Below are 18,278 nucleotides of genomic sequence, written 5' to 3'. Positions count from 1 at the left end.
CGAGTAGACGTGACGGCGAGGTCATCGCGGGTGACGATGGGGTGACCAGGGCACAGCAGCAAGAACATCCGCGGGTCGGCGGCGCTACGGACCACCGGGCAGAATCGGTTCCGAAACCGGCCACGAGCCCGCGATCCGGACTCGGCCGCGCGCCGTCGACGAACCAGCGACAGGGAGAGCGATCCGTGACCACCCACAAGGGCACCGCAGGCGCGGACACCGGCCGGGTCCACATCATCCGCGACGGGCTCTCGTCGCACCTGCCGGACATCGATCCGGACGAGACGTCCGAGTGGATCGAGTCGTTCGACGCGATGCTCGCCGGGCAGGGCGAGCAGCGCGCCCGCTACATCATGCTGCAGCTGCTGCAGCGCGCCCGCGAGCGCCGTGTCTCGGTGCCGTCGCTGTACTCGACGGACTACGTCAACACCATCCCGACCGACCAGGAGCCCTGGTTCCCGGGCGACGAGGACACCGAGCGCCGCTACCGGGCGTGGATCCGGTGGAACGCCGCGACGATGGTGCACCGCGCGCAGCGCCCCGGCGTCGGCGTCGGCGGGCACATCTCGACCTACGCGAGCGCCGCGTCGCTGTACGAGGTCGGCTTCAACTGGTTCTTCCGCGGCAAGGACCACCCCGGCGGCGGCGATCACGTCTACATCCAGGGCCACGCCTCCCCCGGCATCTACGCCCGCGCGTTCCTCGAAGGCCGCCTCGGCGCCCAGCACCTCGACGGCTTCCGCCAGGAGCTCTCCCACGCCGGCCCCGGCGGCGGCCTGCCGTCGTACCCGCACCCGCGCCTCATGCCGGCGTTCTGGGAGCACCCCACGGTGTCGATGGGTCTCGGGCCGATCAACGCGATCTTCCAGGCGCGCTTCGACCGCTACCTGGGCAACCGCGGCATCAAGGACACCAGCCAGCAGCACACCTGGGCGTTCCTCGGCGACGGCGAGATGGACGAGCCCGAGTCGCGCGGCGCCATCCACGTCGCCGCGGCCGAGGGCCTCGACAACCTGACCTTCGTCATCAACTGTAACCTGCAGCGCCTCGACGGGCCGGTGCACGGCAACGGCAAGGTCATCCAGGAGCTGGAGTCGTTCTTCCGCGGCGCCGGCTGGAACGTCGTCAAGGTCATCTGGGGCCGCGAGTGGGACCGGCTCCTGCACGCCGACCGCGACGGCGCCCTGATCAACCTCATGAACACCACGCCGGACGGCGACTTCCAGACCTACAAGGCCAACGACGGCGCCTACGTCCGCGAGCACTTCTTCGGCCGCGACCCGCGCACCAAGGACCTCGTCAAGGACCTCTCCGACGCCGACGTCTGGAACCTCAAGCGCGGCGCGCACGACTACCGCAAGGTCTACGCGGCCTACCAGGCGGCGATGGAGCACCAGGGCCGCCCGACGGTCATCCTCGCCAAGTCGATCAAGGGCTACACGCTCGGCCCCACGTTCGAGGGCCGCAACGCGACCCACCAGATGAAGAAGCTGACGCTGCAGGACCTCAAGACGTTCCGCGACGAGGTCCGCGTGCCGATCAGCGACGCCGAGCTCGAGCGCGACCCCTACCTGCCGCCGTACTACCACCCGGGTGCCGACGCCCCGGAGATCGAGTACATGCTCGAGCGCCGCCGCCAGCTCGGCGGCCCGCTGCCCGAGCGCCGCCTGCGCAACAAGCCGCTGGTACTGCCCGGCGACAAGGTCTACGACGTCGTCAAGCGCGGCTCGGGCCGCCAGGAGATCGCCACGACGATGGCGTTCGTCCGCCTGGTCAAGGAGCTCACGCGCGACGCGGAGATCGGCAAGCGCGTGGTGCCGATCATCCCGGACGAGGCACGGACCTTCGGGATGGACTCGTTCTTCTCCAACCTGAAGATCTATAACCCGCAGGGCCAGCTCTACACCTCGGTCGACCACGACCAGCTGCTCGCCTACCGCGAGTCCGAGGCGGGCCAGCTGCTGCACGAGGGGATCAACGAGGCCGGCTCGGTGGCCTCGTTCACCGCGGTGGGGACGTCGTACGCCACCCACGCCGAGCCGATGATCCCGATCTACATCTTCTACTCGATGTTCGGGTTCCAGCGCACCGGCGACGGCATCTGGGCGGCGGCCGACCAGATGGCCCGCGGCTTCCTGCTCGGCGCGACGGCCGGGCGCACGACGCTGGTCGGCGAGGGTCTGCAGCACAACGACGGGCACTCACTGCTGCTCGCAGCCACCAACACCGGCGTCGTCGCCTACGACCCGGCCTACGCCTTCGAGATCGGGCACATCGTGCGCGACGGCCTGACCCGCATGTACGGCGAGCCCGACCAGGACGCGCAGCGAAGCGGAGCCGGACCGTCGACTCTGCACCGCGACCCGAACGTCATCTACTACCTCACCGTCTACAACGAGCCCTACCAGCAGCCCGCCGAGCCCGAGGGCGTCGACGTCGACGGCCTGCTGCGCGGGCTCTACCGCTACGCCCAGGCCCCCGGCGGCCCCGGCCCCCGCGCGCAGATCCTCGCGTCGGGTGTCGCCATGCCGTGGGCGCTCGAGGCGCAGCGGATGCTCGCCGAGGAATGGGGCGTGCAGGCCGACGTGTGGTCGGCGACGTCGTGGGGCGAGCTGCGTCGTGACGGCGTCGAGTGCGACGAGCACAACCACGCCCACCCCGAGGCCGACCCGCGCACCCCGTACGTCACCGAGGCCCTCGGCGAGGCCGCCGGCCCCGTGCTCGCCGTGTCGGACTGGATGAAGGCCGTGCCGGACCTGATCCGCAAGTGGGTCCCGGGCGACTTCACGGTGCTGGGCACCGACGGGTTCGGGCTCTCCGACACGCGGCCGGCGGTGCGGCGACACTTCGGTGTCGACGCGGAGAACATCACGGTCGGCGTGCTGGCGGCGCTGGCCCGCCGCGGCGAGGTCGGCCACGACACCGTCGTCCGGGCGGCCGAGCAGTACCGCATCGACGACCCGCAGGCAGCCGGCCCGCAGACCTCGGACTCGGGCGTGGCCTGAGATCGCTCGTGGGGCGCGCGGTGATCACGCGGTGACCGTTCGTCGCGAGGTTGGCGATCGGGGCTGGTGGTCGGCCCCGTCCTTCCGGATAGGCTGTCGACGTCACGCCACCCGGACGCCCCCGGACGATCCGAGTGACGCGACTCCGACGTAGGGAGCCCCGGCTCCGGCGGCGGATCTGAAGGTCGGGGCGGAAGATCATCGCCTCGTGACATCGGTATGAGGAGCAGGAATGGCAGAAGGCACCGTCAAGTGGTTCAACAGCGAGAAGGGCTTCGGCTTCCTCGCTCCCGACGGTGGTGGCGCTGACGTGTTCGTCCACTACTCGGCCATCCAGGCCCGCGGCTTCCGCACCCTGGACGAGGGTCAGCGCGTCTCGTTCGACGTCGAGCAGGGCCAGAAGGGCCTGCAGGCCGTTCAGGTCACGCCGCTGTAAGGCGACTCAGCGGAGTTACCTCTCGAAAGCGGGGGCGGTGCGTCGGGAGACGCGCCGCCCCCGCCGTGTGTCCACCGGGTGGTGACGACGACGAGCTCGGCGCCGGCGGGGCCCGCGTCGAACGCGACAGACCCAGCACCGGTGATCTCGAGGCTGTCGCCGGCGACCGCGTCGCCCAGCGAGCCCCGGGCCACGTGCACGTGGCGGAACGCGCCGTCGTCGGGCGTCCACGTCCCCGGGTCCACGTGAGCGACCGCCACCGTCACCCCCGGACGCCGCAGGGGCAGCACGAGGTCGCCCTCGACGCGGTGGTGGGTCAGCGACGGCTCCCCCGGCGGCGGGTCGTCCATGCCCGGGGTCACCCAGACCTGGACCAGGTGGGCCGGTCCCGCGTCGGAGGCCCGCTCGTCGTGGTGCCAGCCGGTGCCGGCGACGAGGTGCTGCAGGGTGCCGGCGGGCACCGGCGTCTCCGCGCCGTCCGGCCCCGTGTGGATCATCGTGCCGTCGACGACCCAGGCCAGGATCTCGACGTCGCGGTGCTCGTGGGCGCCGTAGGCGACGCCGGCGTCGAGGGTGTCGTCGTTGTGCGCGACGAGCGCGCCGAACGAGGTGCGCTCGGGGTCGTAGTGCGGTCCGAACGACAGGCCGTGCCGCGAGCACACTCCCCCACCCTCGGTGACGGGGCGCTCGCGCGCGAGCAGGCGTCGAACGGTGGGCATCCGTGCCATGCTCCCCGGTCGTGGGCAGCGCGGCGGTCTCGGGGCGTGCCGCCGCCGTGCGCAGGACGACGCTGCGCCGCATCGAGAAGGCGGCCGGGGAGATCGCCGCCGCCGGGGTCGCGGCGATGGCCGAGCGCCTGGGCTGGTTCGGGCGGCTGACCGCCGAGCAGCGCTCCGGGGTCCTGCTCGTGACCCAGACCGGCACCGGCAACTTCGTCGCCTGGCTGCGCGACCCCGACGCCACCCCGCGCCTGACCGCCGAGGCCTTCCGCTCCGCCCCGCTCGACCTCGCGCGGCGGGTGACGCTGCGCCAGACCGTCGAGCTGGTGCGCATCGCCACCGAGGTGTTCGAGGAGCGCATCCCGCTGCTCGGGGCCGACGACGACGAGCGCGCCGCCCTGGTGCACGCCGTACTGCGCTTCGGTCGCGAGGTGGCGTTCTCGGCGGCGACGGTCTACGCCAGCGCCGCCGAGGCCCGCGGCGCGTGGGACGCCCGGCTGGAGGCGCTCGTCGTCGACGCCGTCGTGCTCGGCGAGGTGGAGGCGACGCTGCTCTCGCGCGCGTCGGCGCTCGGGTGGGATCCGGCGGCCGAGGCGACGGTCGTCGTCGGGGAACCGCCGCCCGAGGAGCCGCCCGAGCCGCTGCACGCCGTACGCCGCGCGGCGCACCGGGCCGGCGCGACCGTCCTGCTCGGCACCCACGGGGCGCGCCTGGTGATGATCGCCGGGCCCGGGGCGCCGCTGGAGGAGCTGACGGCGTCGTTCGGGCCGGGGGCGGTCGTCACGGGCCCGACGGTCGCCGGCCTGACCGCCGCGCACCGCAGCGCCACGGCCGCCCTCGCCGGGCACCGGGCGGTGCGGGCCTGGCCCGGCGCGCCGCGTCCGGTCGCCGCCGACGACCTCCTTCCCGAGCGCGTCCTCGACGGCGACACCCACGCCGTCGACCAGCTACGCCGCTACGTCGCCCGGCCACTACGCGACGCCGGAGGGGAGCTCGCTTCGACCGTCGAGTGCTACCTCGACGCCGCCGGCGTGCTCGAGGCGGCGGCCCGCCGGCTCTTCGTGCACCCCAACACCGTGCGCTACCGCCTGCGTCGGGTGGCCGAACTCACGGGCGTGCACCCGGGCGAGGCGCGCGGTGCGTTGGTGCTGCGACTGGCGATCGGCCTCGATCGGCTGCACCCGGACGGTTCGGCCGAATGAGGCCCTGAGCAGGGCCGACACGCCACGGCCGGAGGTCTCGCGCCAGGTGTGTGAGCCAGGGCATTGTGGGAACTCGACAACGGCACCGGACCCGACTTCGTCGCCCCGACACCTTCGGGCCGACCCCGAGCCGTGATGAGGTGGCAGGCGTGATCGCGATCCTCGCACCCGGCCAGGGCGCCCAGAAGCCCGGCATGCTCGCCCCGTGGCTCGACCGCCCCGAGGCCCGCGGGCGGCTCGAGGCGTTCTCGGACGCCGCCGGGCTCGACCTCGTCCGTCTCGGCGTCGAGGCCGACGCCGAGGCCATCGAGGACACCGCGGTGACCCAGCCGCTGCTCGTCGCCTCGGCGCTGCTCGCCTGGGACCAGCTGCGCCTCGAGGTCTCCGTGCCCGACACCGCCCTGGTGGCCGGGCACTCCGTCGGCGAGCTGGCCGCCGCGGCGATCGCCGAGGTCATCGACGCCGAGCAGGCCGTCGCGCTGGCCGCCGTGCGCGGCAAGGAGATGGCCGCCGCCTGCGCGGCGGAGCCGACGACGATGGCCGCGGTGCTCGGCGGCGACGCCGACGCCGTGCTCGCCCGTCTCGCCGAGCTGGACCTCGAGCCCGCCAACCGCAACGGCACCGGCCAGGTCGTCGCCGCCGGCCGCAAGGAGGCCGTCGAGGCGCTGGTCGCGGAACCGCCGGAGGGCGCCCGCGTGCGGTCGCTGTCGGTCGCCGGCGCCTTCCACACCCGGTTCATGGAGCCCGCCGAGAAGGCGCTCGGCGAGTGGGTCGCCGAGCACCGCGGGGAGCTCTCCCCCGCCGACCCGTCCCACCCGCTGCTGCAGAACGCCGACGGCGCCGTGGTCACGAGCGGGTCGGAGTTCCTCGAGCGGCTCGTCGCCCAGGTGACGCGCTCGGTGCGCTGGGACTCCTGCATGGACACCATGCGCGAGCGCGGCGTCGGCGCCGCCATCGAGCTGACCCCCGCCGGCACGCTCACCGGGATGGTGAAGCGCCAGGTCAAGGGCACCCCCACCCACAACATCAACACACCCGACGACCTGGAGACGGCCGTGCGGACGATCGAGGAGCACGCATGAAGCTCCAGCTGACCCCCCAGGCCGCGGGCGCTCGCATCCTCGGGCTCGGCAGCATGCAGCCCGACAAGGTCGTCACCAACCACGATCTCGAGAAGATCGTCGAGACCGACGACGAGTGGATCCAGAGCCGCGTCGGCATCGTGGAACGTCGCTTCGCCGACGAGAAGGACTCCGTGGTGTCGATGGGCGTCGAGGCCGGGTCGAAGGCCCTGGCCGACGCGGGCCTCGCCCCGACCGACCTCGACGCCGTCATCGTCGCCACCTGCACGATGCCGAAACCGATCCCGAACGCGGCCGCGCAGACCGCCGACCGCATCGGCGTCAACGGCATCGGTGCGTTCGACGTCAACACCGCCTGCGCCGGCTTCTGCTACGGCGCCGGGCTGGCCGGTGACATGATCCGCTCGGGCACCGCCGAGCACGTGCTGGTGATCGGGTCGGAGAAGCTCTCCGACTGGCTCGACATGAACGACCGCTCGACCTGCATCATCTTCGCCGACGGCGCGGGGGCGGCGGTCCTCGGTCCGGCCCCCACCGAGGACGAGGTCGGCGTCGGCCCGGTCGTCTGGGGTGCCGCGGGCGACCTCGTGTCGACGATCCACATCGACGAGACCGACGCACTGCGCCAGGAAGGCCAGGCGGTGTTCCGCTGGGCCACCACCAAGATCGCGCCGGTGGCGCTGCGCGCGGTGGAGGCGGCCGGCCTGAAGCCCGCCGACATCGACGTGCTCGTCCCCCACCAGGCCAACCTGCGCATCGTCGAGGCCATCGCGAAGCGCCTGCGCCAGGTCGGGGGCCGCGACGACCTGCGCGTCGCCGACGACATCCAGTACTCCGGTAACACCTCGTCGGCCTCGATCCCGATGGCCATCGACCACATGCGCGGCGCCGGGCGCGTGAGGTCCGGCGACGTCGCGCTGCTGGTCGGCTTCGGCGCCGGCCTGTCGTACGCCGCACAGGTCGTGGTCCTGCCGTGAGTGTCCTGCCCTGATCTGCCCTACGGTGCCGACCCGGGCACTGCCGTCCGAAGAACCGCACGAAGAAAGGGAGCCCGTGGCGACCAACGAAGAGATCCTGCCCGACCTCGCGAGCATCGTGGAGGAGGTGGCCGGCGTCGACGCCGCGGAGGTGACCTCCGAGAAGTCGTTCGTCGACGACCTCGACATCGACTCGCTGTCGATGGTCGAGATCGCCGTGCAGGCCGAGGACAAGTTCGGCGTGAAGATCCCGGACGACGAGCTCGCGAAGCTCACCACCGTCCAGGACGCCGTCGACTACATCTCCAACCACTCCTGAGGGGCGACTTCGTGAGCAGCACCGGCCAGGGGGTCGTCGTCACCGGCATGGGCGCGACGACCCCGCTCGGCGGCGACGTGGCGACCACCTGGGACGGCCTCCTGGCCGGTCGCAGCGCCACCTCGAAGATCGAAGAGGACTGGGTCGACACCTACGAGCTGCCCGTCAAGATCGCGTCGCAGCTCGCCGTCGAGCCGACCGAGATCCTCAAGCGCGTCGAGGCCCGCCGCCTCGACCGCAGCGAGCAGACCGCGATCATCGCGGCACGCGAGGCCTGGCAGCACGCCGACCTCGGTGACTACCCCAACGCCGAGGACGGGTCGCCCAAGGTCGACGCGCTGCGGCTCGCCGTCATCGTGGGCACCGGCATCGGCGGGGCACTGACCCTGCTGGGCCAGGACGACATCCTCGAGCAGCAGGGCCTGCGCAAGGTCGCGGTCCTCACCATCCCGATGCTCATGCCCAACGGCCCGGCCGCGCACGTCGGCCTGGAGTTCGGCGCGGCAGCGGGCGTGCACGCGCCCGTGTCGGCCTGCGCGTCGGGCGCCGAGGCCATCGCCTGGGGCTGGCGGATGCTGATGGCCGACGAGGTCGACGTCGTCGTGGCCGGGGGCACCGAGGCGTGCATCCACCCGATCACGCTCGCCGGCTTCAGCCAGGCCCGCACCATGGCGCTGCGCAACGACGACCCCGAGCGCGCCTCGCGCCCGTTCGACACCGGGCGCAACGGCTTCGTGCTCGGTGAGGGCGCGGGCATGGTGGTGCTCGAGCGCGAGGAGTTCGCGCAGGCCCGCGGGGCCACCGTGCACGGGCGCCTCGCCGGCATCGGCACCAGCGCGGACGCGTACCACATCACCGCGCCCGATCCTGAGGGCACGGGCCAGTCCCGCGCCATCGCCGCGGCCCTGCGCACGGCGGGTCTCGAGCCCTCCGACATCGGTCACGTCAACTGCCACGCCACCGCCACCAGCGTCGGCGACGTGGCGGAGACGGTGGCCGTGAAGAAGTCGATCGGCGACCACCCGGTGCTCACCGCACCCAAGGGCTCGCTGGGCCACCTCCTCGGCGCCGCCGGTGCCGTCGAGGCGATCTCGACGATCCTCTCGGTGCGCGAGGGCCTCATCCCGCCCACCGCGAACCTCGAGGAGCTCGACCCCGACGTCACCCTCGACGTCGTCGCGGGCGAGGCCCGCAAGCAGTCGATCGACGCCGCGATCAGCGACTCCTTCGGCTTCGGCGGGCACAACGTCTGCCTGGCGATCACCCCGGCCTGACCGGGGTCTTCCCGTCCGAGCCGTGCGAGCGATGCGGCGTTGCTGGCGTCTGACGCCAGCAACGCCGCGCTCGCCCGCGGACTCAGCAGGGCGAGCGGAGCTGGCTCCCGGGCCGCGGGTCGACCAGGCGCGGCCGGCCGCCCGAGGTCTCGACGACGGCACTGACCTGCCAGCACAGGCGCGGCACGCGCACGTCCGGCGGCGCGACCGCCGGGTCCTGGGTGGTGACGAAGCCCAGCGGTACGACCAGCTCGCCGCCGGCGACCGGGTCGATGCGCCGCACCACGACCGAGCCGACCTTCTGTGTGCGGGCGGCGTCGGCGAACGTCGTCGGGTCGATCCGCGCCTCGGGCACGAGCGTCTCGCGGTAGGCGTCGAGGTCGCCGGCGTTGCGCGCGTCGGTCCAGCGCTGGACGACGTCGCGCACGGCCGCCGACTCGGGATGGATCGCCGCGGCGGGCGAGAGCACGACGGCCGGAGAGCCCGCCGACCCGTCCCCGGGCAGCTCCACGCCGACGAGCACCGGCCCGGTGTCGCCCACCGCGGCGCGCCCGACGGCCGCCGCACGGGCACCGAGCAGCGCCCCGGCCACCACGATCATCACCAGCGCGACCACCAGGACCGCGGGCAGCACCACGCCCGGGCGCAGGCGGTCCGCCAGCGCGCCGTCACGGAACCGCCCGAGCATGCCGTCCAGCCTGCCAGCCTCCCCCGACATCCTCGGGGGGCGTCCTCTCAGCCGACCTGGTGCAGCCGCGCGGGCGCCACGCCCTCGCCGGCGAAACGGAACTCCTCGAGGGCGTCGTCCCAGCGTGTGCCGAGCAGGTCGTCCATGCGACGGGTCAGGGACTCGCGCGTCGTCGTGCCGGCGAGCGCGGCGCGGACCTGGTCCTCGCCGAGGACGATGTCGCCGTTCGCGCTGGTGCGCCCGTGCCAGAGGCCGAGCCCGGGGACGTGGCTGAAGCGCTCGCCGTCGGTGCCCGGCGAGGGGTCCTCGGTGACCTCGAAACGGACCATGCCCCAGGCGCGCAGCGCCGTCGCCACACGCGCCGCGGTGCCCACGGGCCCGGCCCACGACACCTCGGCGCGCACCGACCCCGGCGCCGCCTCCTGGGCGGTCCAGTCCAGTACGACTCGAGCGTCCAGGACGCTCGAGATCGCCCACTCGACGTGCGGGCAGACCGCAGACGGCGACGAGTGGACGTAGATCACGCCACGGGTGCTCACTGCTGACCTCCGACTCGACGAGAAGCGTCTTCCCCAACGTCCTCGTGCGATGACAGAGATCGAACCGATCGCAACCGCCGTGCAGTGTGCACCGTGATGCTCTTGTGGCGCCAGTGTCACCGGATCCCGGGCGTGTCGACGGCCGGAGATCCGTAGAGTCCGGTGACCGTGACCGAGGATGACCGCCCGCACACGGACGGTGCCCGGTTCCGCGACGTCCTCGCCGACCGGCAGTTCTTCGCGCTGTGGCTCGCCCAGCTGCTCTCGGTGCTCGGCGACCAGGTGGCCCGGGTCGCGCTGGCGGTGCTCGTGTTCACCGAGACGGCGTCGGCCGGGCTCACCGCGCTCACCTACGCGCTGACGTTCCTGCCCGACCTCGTCGCCGGCCCCCTGCTCTCCGGCATCGCCGACCGGGCGCCCCGGAGACTGACGATGGTGGTCAGCGACCTCCTGCGCGCCGGTGTCCTCGCACTGATGGCCGTACCGGGCATGCCGTTCTGGGCGCTGTGCCTGCTCGTGGTCGCCGGCCAGCTGATCGCCGCGCCCTTCGCGGCCGCCCGCGCGGCGATCCTGCCGCACGTGCTCACCGGCGAGCGCTACGTCGTCGCCTCGGCGGTGTCGGGGACGACGTACCAGGCCGGGCAGGTCCTCGGTTTCGCGCTGGGCGGCCCGCTCGTCGCGCTGGTCGGGGTGCCGACGGCGCTGCTCGCCGACGCGGCCACCTTCGTGCTCTCGGCGGCGATCCTGCAGTTCGGGGTGGCCGAGCAGCGGGCGACCGGGGGCTCGGAGAGCGTCGCCGCGCTCCGGGACGGCGCACGGATCGTCCTGGGCGACCGTCGACTGCGCGCTCTGGTGGCCCTGGCGTGCGTGTCGGCGTTCGTGGTGACCATCGAGGGGCTCGCGGCGCCCTACGCGGCGGCACTGGGCGGGGGCCCGGCCGCGGTGGGCCTGCTGCTCGCGGCCAACCCGTTCGGCGCGGCCCTGGGCATCGTGGTGATCGCGCGCCTCGTCCCGCCCGGTCGGCGCGACCGGCTCCTCGGCCCGCTGGCGATCGCGTCGTGCGTGCCGCTGATCGCGTCGGCACTGGACCCCTCGCTCGGCGTCGTCGTGGCGCTGTGGGTCGTGTCGGGGCTGGCGTGCGCCTACCAGGTGCCCGCGAACGCGGCCTTCGTCGCCGCGGTCCCCGACGCCCATCGCGGGCAGGCCTTCGGGCTCGCGGTGACCGCCCTGCGCGTCACCCAGGGCGTCGGCGTCCTGGTCGCCGGAGTGCTTGCCGAGGCGACGGGACCGGCCCGCGCGGTGGCGGCAGCGGGCGTGGTCGGCGTGCTCGTCGCGGCGGGGTGCGCGCTCGCGTGGTCGCGGGCGCGGGCGGGGTGAGCGAGGGACGCCCTGGCTGCGTGAGAAGCAGCGAGCGCGTCCCTCGCCCCACCGCGGGAGCCGGCGTCGCCCGAGGGGCACGCGACGCCGGCCGCCGCCGGCTCAGTGCCGGCTCAGTGCCGGCTCAGTGCCGGCTCAGTGCTGGCTCAGTGCCAGTTCGAGTCGCGGTGCCAGTTGGAGTCCGCGAAGTGCCAGTTGGAGTCCCGGTGCCAGTTCGAGTCCGCGAAGTACCGGTTCGAGTCGCGGTGCCAGGTGGAGTCCGCGAAGTGCCAGTTGGAGTCACGGTGCCAGTTCGAGTCGGCCACGGGGGGTCCTTTCGCCGAGGTCGGGGCGTCGGTCGGGACGGGCGTCCCGCCGACACGGACGTGGTGCAGCGCACACGCTGTGTGGTGTACCCGAGTTCACCGTCCGAGCACTGATCTTGTACTGCGCAGCGTTGACGGAGAGCGACCGCACTGTCACATCCGGCCGCACTCCGCGCCACATCCGCCCCACGATGCTGACCAGTGAAGCTCTGTGTGACCAGACGGCGACTGGGCGTCAACCAACAGGGTGATCTCTTCCCAATGGGTGACGCCTGCTGCCGAGATCCACAGGTCGTCGGTACCGTGTTCCGCACGCGGACACCGCCCGTGGCGAGTGCCGCTCGAGCTGGAGGGAGTCACTCATCGTGACGGCGCGTGAACCTTGGAGGGGTCCTTCCGACCTCGGGTCCGCGCTCACTCCCGCGCCCGGAGCAGCCCCACCCGATCGTTCGGTACGCGCTGTCACCGGCGCGGACCCACCGAACGGGTCGGGCGGTGCGGTGCGTCCCTGGCGTCCCGCTCGCCGGAACCGTCACGGCGCCTCGGGATCGGCGACCGCACACGGAACGCCCGATGTCGCGCAGACCACACCTCGGCGCCGGTTCGACCCCCGCCGGTTCGACCCCCGCCGGTTCGACCCCCACCGGTTCGACCCCCGCCGCTGGAGCCTGTGGCAGGCTCCGCGCCGGGTCGTCGTCGCCGTGCTCGTCATCGACGTCCTGGCGGTCGCGCTCGCGCTCGCCGTCGCCGGGATCGAGCCGGTCGGGACCGCCGACTGGCGGGCGCTGGGGTTGCTCGTCCTCGGGCTGGTCGTCCACGTCGAGACCGCCCGCGGCATCGAGCGGCGCCGCGAGATCGTCGCCGACGGGCAGCCCTACATCGAGCTGAAGTCGGTGTGGAGCTTCGCCGGCCTCCTGCTGCTCCCGCTGGGGCTCGCGCTCGCCCTGGTCGTCATCACGTTCGCGTACTGGTGGCTGCGGGTCAGCCAACGCCCAGTCGTGCACCGGTGGACGTACTCCGCCGCGACGGTCCTCGTCGCCTCGGTCGCCGCGTGGGGTGTGATCGAGCTGGTGCCCGGCGGTCTCCTCGACAAGGTCGCGGGCCCGGTCGGGCTGGCCGTCCTCGTCGCCGCCGGCCTCACGCGCTGGGTCGTCAACCACGGGCTCGTCGTGTTCATGATCTGCCTCAACGCGCCCGGCACGCCGTGGTGGAAGCGGCTCGGCGCGCCCACCGACACGCTGATCGGCCTCGGCGCCCTGGCGCTCGGCGCCGCGCTGGCCGTCGTGGCCCTGACGACGCCGTGGCTCCTGCCGGTGCTGCTCATCCCCGTGATGGGCATGCACCGCGGCTTCCTCATCCAGCAGTTCGCCCGCGCCGCGCGCACCGACCACAAGACCGGGCTCGCCAACGCCTCCGCCTGGCGCGACCAGGCCGACCGCGAGCTCGCTCGCCTGCGGCGACGCGGCGGCGGGCTCGGCGTCATCATGGTCGACATCGACGCCTTCAAGGGCATCAACGACCGCTACGGGCACCTCGTGGGCGACGCCGTCCTGCGCGCGGTCGCCGACACCCTGCGCTCCGAGGTCCGCCCCTACGACGCCGTCGGGCGCTTCGGCGGCGAGGAGTTCGTGGTCCTGGTCGCCGAGGCCGGCCCCGAGCAGGTCAGCAGCACCGCCGAGCGCCTGCGCCGCCGGATCAGCGAGTGCGAGGTCGCGGTCTCCCCCACGATCGGCGGCGGCGTCGTCCGCGGCCTCACGGCGTCGATCGGCACGGCCTCGTACCCCGAGGCGTCCCACGACCTCGACGGCCTCATGGTCAGCGCCGACACCGCGCTCTACGCCGCCAAGCACGGGGGCCGCAACCGTGTCGAGTGCGCTCCCCCGCGCTGAGCGGGCTCAGCGGAAGGCGGCGATCCCCGTGACCGCCTGCCCGATCGACAGGGCGTGCATCTCCTCGGTGCCCTCGTAGGTCAGGACCGTCTCGAGGTTGGTCATGTGCCGGAAGACCGGGTACTCGAGGGTGATCCCGTTGCCGCCGAGCACCGTGCGCGCCGTGCGCGCGACGTCGAGCGCGGCCCGGACGTTCGCCATCTTCCCGAAGCTGACCTGGGCGGGGTGCAGCTGCTCGGCGTCCTTGAGCCGCCCGATCCGGGATGCCGTCAGCCCGGCCTGGTTGACCGCGACGACCATGTCGGCGAGCTTGCGCTGCGTCAGCTGGAACCCGGCGATCGGCCGACCGAACTGCTCGCGGTCGCAGGCGTAGGACAGCGCCGCCTCGAAGCAGTCGCGCGCCGCGCCGACCGCGCCCCAGAGGATCCCGTAGCGCGCCTCGTTGAGGCAGGACAGCGGGCCCTTGAGGCCCTGGACCTCGGGGAACACGGCGTCCGCGGGCAGCCGCACGCCCTCGAGCACCAGCTCGGCGGTCAGCGAGGCGCGCAGCGAGAGCTTGTGCTTGACCTCGTTCGCGGTGAACCCGGGGGTGTCGGTGGGCACGACGAACCCGCGGATGCCCTTCGAGCCCGCGTCCGGGTCGGTCTGTGCCCACACGACGGCGACGTCGGCGAGCGTGCCGTTGGTGATCCACATCTTGGAGCCGTCGAGCACCCAGTCGTCCCCGTCGCGACGGGCGCGCGTGCGCATCGACCCCGGATCCGAGCCCGCGTCGGCCTCGGTGAGCCCGAAGCAGCCGAGCGCGTCGCCCGTGGCCATCGACGGCAGCCAGCGCTGCTTGTGCTCCTCGGAGCCCCAGCGGTGGATCGCGAACATCGCGAGCGAGCCCTGCACCGACACGAAGCTGCGCAGTCCCGAGTCGACGGCCTCCAGCTCACGGCAGGCGAGGCCGTAGCTCGTGGCGTTGGTGCCGGCGCAGCCGTAGCCCTCGAGGTGCATGCCGAGCAGGCCCAGCGAGCCCAGACCCTTGGCGATGTCGCGGGGCAGGGTGTTCGACTCGTACCACTCCGCGATGCGAGGAGCGAGCTCCGCGGCGGCGTAGTCGCGCACCGCGTCACGGATGTCGCGCTCCTCGGCGCTCAGGTCGGCGTCGACGGCGAGGAAGTCGCTGGGATCGGGAGGAGCCATGGCCACACGGTAGATGTTCCCTCTCGGCGTGCTCCCCTCAACGCGTCCGAAGACCGGCCCAGAACTGGGCGAACCCGGGGTGGAGCAGCAGGTCCGACACCTGCGCCACCGGCGTCCAGCGCAGCTCGGTCGCCTCGCCGTCGGTGGGCTCGAGCGCCGGCGCCTCGTCGGTGTCGAGCCGGGCGTGGACGGTGACGTACGACCAGCCGCCGTGGTCGTCCACGGTCTCGTCGGCGAGGCGGACGCGCGCAGCGTCGACGCCGGTCTCCTCGACGGCCTCGCGCAGCGCGGCGTGCCGCGCGGTCTCGTCACTGTTGCGCGCGCCGCCGGGGATGCCCCACGTCTCGCCGTGGTGGCTCCACCAGACGCGGTGCGCGAGCAGCACCGAGTCCCCGTGACGCAGCAGGAGCCCCGCCGCGCCGAACCGGCCCCAGTGCCGGTGCCCGGCGTCGCAGACCACCCAGCCGTCACCGTCGCCGCGTCGAGGGGTCGAGCTCCGCTCCCCTTCCGGCGTGCTCCCCTCGATGTCTCCCCGCACAGCGGTCACGGTAGGCCGCCTGCAGTGTGCGCGCCGGGCAGGTGGAAAGGTCGTGCGTCATGAGCGAGGTGCCCCCGTTCGGGGCCGAGGAGGAGCTGCTGCTCGTCGACCCCGTGACGGGAGCGCCGCGCGGGCTCGCCGGGCGGGTGCGCGACGAGGCCGACGACGAGCTCGACGGCGAGCTGCGCAGCGAGCAGGTCGAGACGGCGTCGGCCCCGCACCGCGACGCGGCCGCGCTGGCCGCCGACCTGCAGCGCTATCGCGGCGTCGCTCACAAGGCGGCCTGCGACGCCGGGGTCGAGGTCGCGGGGCTCGCCACGTCGCCCCTCGCGCCCGACGACGGCAGCGAGGCGGGCCCGGTCCCGGGTGGGCGCTACGGGCGCATCGCCGACCGCTTCGGATCGGTCGCGACCGCCCAGCTCACCAACGGCCAGCACGTCCACGTCGAGGTCGCCTCGCCGGAAGAGGGCGTCGGCGTGCTCGACCGCATCGGCCCGTGGCTCCCCGTGCTGCGCGCGCTGGCGGCGAACTCCCCGTACTGGCGCGGCGAGGACACCGGCTACGCCAGCTATCGCAGCGTCGTGTGGTCGCGCTGGCCGTCCGCGGGCCCGACGCGCGTGTTCGGCTCACTGGCGGCGTACGACGCGGTGGTCGAGGCGATGCTCGCGACCGACACCGTGCTCGATGAAGCGATGGTCTACTTCGACGCCCGCCTGTCGCGCGAGCTGGGCACCGTCGAGGTGCGGGTGGCCGACGTCGGCCTCGAGGTCGACGACGCCGTGCTCGTGGCCGTGCTGTCCCGGGCGCTCGTGACCACCGCCGCCCGCGCGTACCGCCGCGGGGACGACGTCCCCGAGCCCCCGGTCGAGGCCCTGCGCCTCGCACACTGGCGCGCCGCGCGCTCGGGACTGTCGGACGACCTCGTCGACCCCCGCACCGGACGGCCCGCGCCCGCCGACGAGGTGCTCGACGCCTTCGGCGCCCATGTGGCCGAGGCGCTCGCCGACGCCGGCGACTCCGAGCGCGCTCGCGACGGCCTGGCACGCCTGCTCACCGACGGCACGGGCGCCGATCGCCAGCGCGCGGCCGCCCGCGCCGCCGACGGCGACCTCGCCGCGGTCGTCCGCCTCGCCCGGGAGCGGTTCTCGCGCTGAGGGTCTCGCGCGAACGGCACGTCCGACCGGGCCGCGAGGTGTTCGATCATGCGCTGCGTCCCGGTCGGCGGCAGGGGTCACGGACGCAGCGGCACCACGGCGGCGTGGGCGGCGATCCCGCGGGCCATGGCGCCGAACACCGCCGGCGCACCCGCGAGCAGGGCGCGGCCGTAGACCAGCCCGGCGAGGCCCGTCGGCACGAAGCGGACGCCGAGGCGCAGGTGCGAGCCGTGGCCGGAGACGTCGGGATCGGCGGCCAGCTCGAGGGTCAGGCAGCCGGGCGCGCGCATCTCGGAGCGCAGGCGCAGGCGCACGCCCGGCTCGACGGCCTCGACGCACCAGCCGTCGACGACGTCGCCGACCGCCAGGGGTCGGGAGCGCGGGCGCCCGCGGTAGCCGCCGACGCCGCCGAGGAGCTGGTCGGCCCAGCCCCACACCGTCCACGCGCCGAGCGGTACGAACCAGCCGGCCTCGCCGCCGATCCCGTCCACCACCGACCACAGTTCGGTGACGTCCGCCGGCGACGGCTCGGTGGTGCTCCAGACGTACACGGTGCCCCCGGAACCCGCGGGGTCGGTGGGGCCCGCGAGCGCGGGGTCGCCGCCTTCCGGAACAGGCGGGTCCGCACGCCGCCCCAACGCCGCCCGCACCGCCGCGTCGTAGGTCGTGCGCCCGCTCGGCGGCGGCCCGATGACGGTGAGCACGTCCTCCTCGGCGCACACGAGGTCGTCGGCCAACGACTCGATCAGCGGCGTGGCCAGCTGCCGTGACAGCGGCGTGAGGGCCTCGACGACCCGGCCGGCCAACGCGGGCCCGCCCGGCGGCACCGGGACGGGCACCGGGACCACGATGCCCTGGGCCAGGCCCGCGAGGCGCAGATAGCGGCGGATGAGCTCGAGGTAGGTCAGGACGTCCGGTCCGCCGATGGCGAAGCGCCGGTTGACGTCGGCGGGCAGGTCGAGCGCGCCGACGAGGTAGTGCAGGACGTCGGCGATCGCGATCGGCTGTGTCCGGTGCGCGAGCCACGCCACCGCGGGCAGCACGGGGACGCGCTCGGCGAGGTAGCGGATCATCTCGAAGCTCGTCGACCCCGAACCCACGACGATCGACGCCTCGAGCGCGGCGGTGGGGACGTCGCCGGCGAGGAAGACGTCGGCGACCTCGGCGCGCGACGAGAGGTGTCGTGAGGGCACCTCTCCCGAGGGCCGCAGCCCGCCCAGGTAGACCAGGCGCCGCACGCCCGCGTCGGAGGCCGCGGTGCTGACCGCCCAGGCCGCGGCGCGGTCGCGCTCGGGGAAGTCCGGGCGCTCGAGCGCGTGCGCCAGGTGCACGACCGCGTGGGCGCCGGCGACGAGCGCGGCGACCGCCTCGGGGTCGGCGAGGTCGCCCTCCACGGCGTCGACCTGTTCGGCCCACCCGGTGGCCGCGAGCTTGACCTGGCTGCGCACGAGCACCGCGACGTCGTGGCCCTCGTCGAGCAGGCGCCGCACGAGGCGCACACCGATGTACCCGGTCCCTCCGATCACCGCGCAGCGCACACCGCCATCCTGGTGCGCGTCGATCATCGCGGCACCCCGGGCGATCGT

At 73.8% G+C, this 18,278-nt stretch carries 17 protein-coding genes; 10 read left to right on the top strand and 7 right to left on the bottom strand.

Annotated elements, in window-relative coordinates; all coding sequences use genetic code 11:
- The first annotated feature begins 185 nt into the window (after positions 1 to 185).
- Positions 186 to 3,005, top strand: coding sequence for a pyruvate dehydrogenase (acetyl-transferring), homodimeric type (gene aceE, locus AC2A1K_RS12585; RefSeq protein WP_483896646.1), 2,820 nt, complete (start codon positions 186 to 188; stop codon positions 3,003 to 3,005).
- A gap of 232 nt (positions 3,006 to 3,237) precedes the next feature.
- Positions 3,238 to 3,441: a cold-shock protein gene (locus tag AC2A1K_RS12580; RefSeq protein WP_116710338.1), complete on the top strand. Its 204-nt coding sequence runs from the start codon at positions 3,238 to 3,240 to the stop codon at positions 3,439 to 3,441.
- On the opposite strand, the gene AC2A1K_RS12575 is transcribed toward AC2A1K_RS12580, so the two are convergent.
- Positions 3,423 to 4,160: a pirin family protein gene (locus AC2A1K_RS12575; RefSeq protein WP_483896645.1), complete on the bottom strand. Its 738-nt coding sequence runs from the start codon at positions 4,158 to 4,160 to the stop codon at positions 3,423 to 3,425. The two genes, AC2A1K_RS12580 and AC2A1K_RS12575, sit on opposite strands and share 19 nt — an antisense overlap.
- 20 nt (positions 4,161 to 4,180) lie before the next feature.
- Between AC2A1K_RS12575 and AC2A1K_RS12570 the strand changes: the two genes are divergently transcribed.
- The 5 genes from AC2A1K_RS12570 (at position 4,181) to AC2A1K_RS12550 (ending at position 9,014) form a co-directional block, all read left to right on the top strand.
- Positions 4,181 to 5,362 carry a PucR family transcriptional regulator gene (locus tag AC2A1K_RS12570; RefSeq protein WP_483896644.1) on the top strand — a complete coding sequence of 394 codons (1,182 nt, stop codon included), beginning with the start codon at positions 4,181 to 4,183 and terminating at the stop codon, positions 5,360 to 5,362.
- Positions 5,363 to 5,511: 149 nt separating this feature from the next.
- Positions 5,512 to 6,444 (top strand): ACP S-malonyltransferase, encoded by a 933-nt coding sequence (locus AC2A1K_RS12565; protein WP_483896643.1) that lies wholly within the window; start codon positions 5,512 to 5,514, stop codon positions 6,442 to 6,444.
- Positions 6,441 to 7,421: a beta-ketoacyl-ACP synthase III gene (locus AC2A1K_RS12560; protein WP_483896642.1), complete on the top strand. Its 981-nt coding sequence runs from the start codon at positions 6,441 to 6,443 to the stop codon at positions 7,419 to 7,421. Before AC2A1K_RS12565 ends, AC2A1K_RS12560 begins: the two co-directional genes overlap by 4 nt.
- Positions 7,422 to 7,497: 76 nt before the next feature.
- A complete protein-coding gene (locus AC2A1K_RS12555) occupies positions 7,498 to 7,740 on the top strand; it encodes an acyl carrier protein (protein WP_116710334.1) in 243 nt (80 codons plus the stop codon).
- 11 nt (positions 7,741 to 7,751) lie between these two features.
- Positions 7,752 to 9,014, top strand: coding sequence for a beta-ketoacyl-[acyl-carrier-protein] synthase family protein (locus tag AC2A1K_RS12550; RefSeq protein WP_483896641.1), 1,263 nt, complete (start codon positions 7,752 to 7,754; stop codon positions 9,012 to 9,014).
- An 82-nt stretch (positions 9,015 to 9,096) separates the two neighbouring features.
- On the opposite strand, the gene AC2A1K_RS12545 is transcribed toward AC2A1K_RS12550, so the two are convergent.
- Both AC2A1K_RS12545 and AC2A1K_RS12540 read right to left on the bottom strand, forming a co-directional pair.
- Entirely contained in the window at positions 9,097 to 9,732 is a 636-nt protein-coding gene (locus AC2A1K_RS12545) for a hypothetical protein (protein WP_483896640.1), read from the bottom strand.
- Positions 9,733 to 9,749: 17 nt separating this feature from the next.
- Entirely contained in the window at positions 9,750 to 10,241 is a 492-nt protein-coding gene (locus AC2A1K_RS12540) for a DUF3145 domain-containing protein (protein WP_483896639.1), read from the bottom strand.
- Between the two features lie 168 nt (positions 10,242 to 10,409).
- On the opposite strand from AC2A1K_RS12540, the gene AC2A1K_RS12535 reads away from it, so the two are divergent.
- Positions 10,410 to 11,618 (top strand): MFS transporter, encoded by a 1,209-nt coding sequence (locus AC2A1K_RS12535; RefSeq protein WP_483896638.1) that lies wholly within the window; start codon positions 10,410 to 10,412, stop codon positions 11,616 to 11,618.
- Between the two features lie 146 nt (positions 11,619 to 11,764).
- On the opposite strand, the gene AC2A1K_RS12530 is transcribed toward AC2A1K_RS12535, so the two are convergent.
- The gene (locus tag AC2A1K_RS12530) at positions 11,765 to 11,923 is read right to left on the bottom strand and encodes a hypothetical protein (RefSeq protein ID WP_483896637.1); all 159 of its coding nucleotides are present in this window, start codon (positions 11,921 to 11,923) and stop codon (positions 11,765 to 11,767) included.
- A 701-nt stretch (positions 11,924 to 12,624) separates the two neighbouring features.
- Here AC2A1K_RS12530 and AC2A1K_RS12525 point away from each other — a divergent pair.
- Positions 12,625 to 13,812 (top strand): GGDEF domain-containing protein, encoded by a 1,188-nt coding sequence (locus tag AC2A1K_RS12525; protein ID WP_483896636.1) that lies wholly within the window; start codon positions 12,625 to 12,627, stop codon positions 13,810 to 13,812.
- A gap of 6 nt (positions 13,813 to 13,818) precedes the next feature.
- Here the strand turns inward: AC2A1K_RS12525 and AC2A1K_RS12520 are convergent, their stop codons facing one another.
- Both AC2A1K_RS12520 and AC2A1K_RS12515 read right to left on the bottom strand, forming a co-directional pair.
- On the bottom strand, positions 13,819 to 15,000 hold the full coding sequence (locus AC2A1K_RS12520) for an acyl-CoA dehydrogenase family protein (protein WP_483896635.1): 1,182 nt from the start codon (positions 14,998 to 15,000) through the stop codon (positions 13,819 to 13,821).
- A 37-nt stretch (positions 15,001 to 15,037) separates the two neighbouring features.
- Positions 15,038 to 15,538 carry an NUDIX domain-containing protein gene (locus AC2A1K_RS12515; RefSeq protein ID WP_483896634.1) on the bottom strand — a complete coding sequence of 167 codons (501 nt, stop codon included), beginning with the start codon at positions 15,536 to 15,538 and terminating at the stop codon, positions 15,038 to 15,040.
- 59 nt (positions 15,539 to 15,597) lie between these two features.
- On the opposite strand from AC2A1K_RS12515, the gene AC2A1K_RS12510 reads away from it, so the two are divergent.
- Entirely contained in the window at positions 15,598 to 16,692 is a 1,095-nt protein-coding gene (locus AC2A1K_RS12510; RefSeq protein WP_483896633.1) for a glutamate--cysteine ligase, read from the top strand.
- A 77-nt stretch (positions 16,693 to 16,769) separates the two neighbouring features.
- Here the strand turns inward: AC2A1K_RS12510 and AC2A1K_RS12505 are convergent, their stop codons facing one another.
- Positions 16,770 to 18,257 (bottom strand): DUF2867 domain-containing protein, encoded by a 1,488-nt coding sequence (locus AC2A1K_RS12505; RefSeq protein WP_483896632.1) that lies wholly within the window; start codon positions 18,255 to 18,257, stop codon positions 16,770 to 16,772.
- Positions 18,258 to 18,278: the final 21 nt, after the last annotated feature.

The sequence above is a fragment of the Actinomycetospora sp. 2LY8.5 genome, assembly GCF_057180585.1.
Note: the sequence above shows the minus strand (reverse complement) of the source record. Positions and strands in the feature narration are given on the sequence as shown.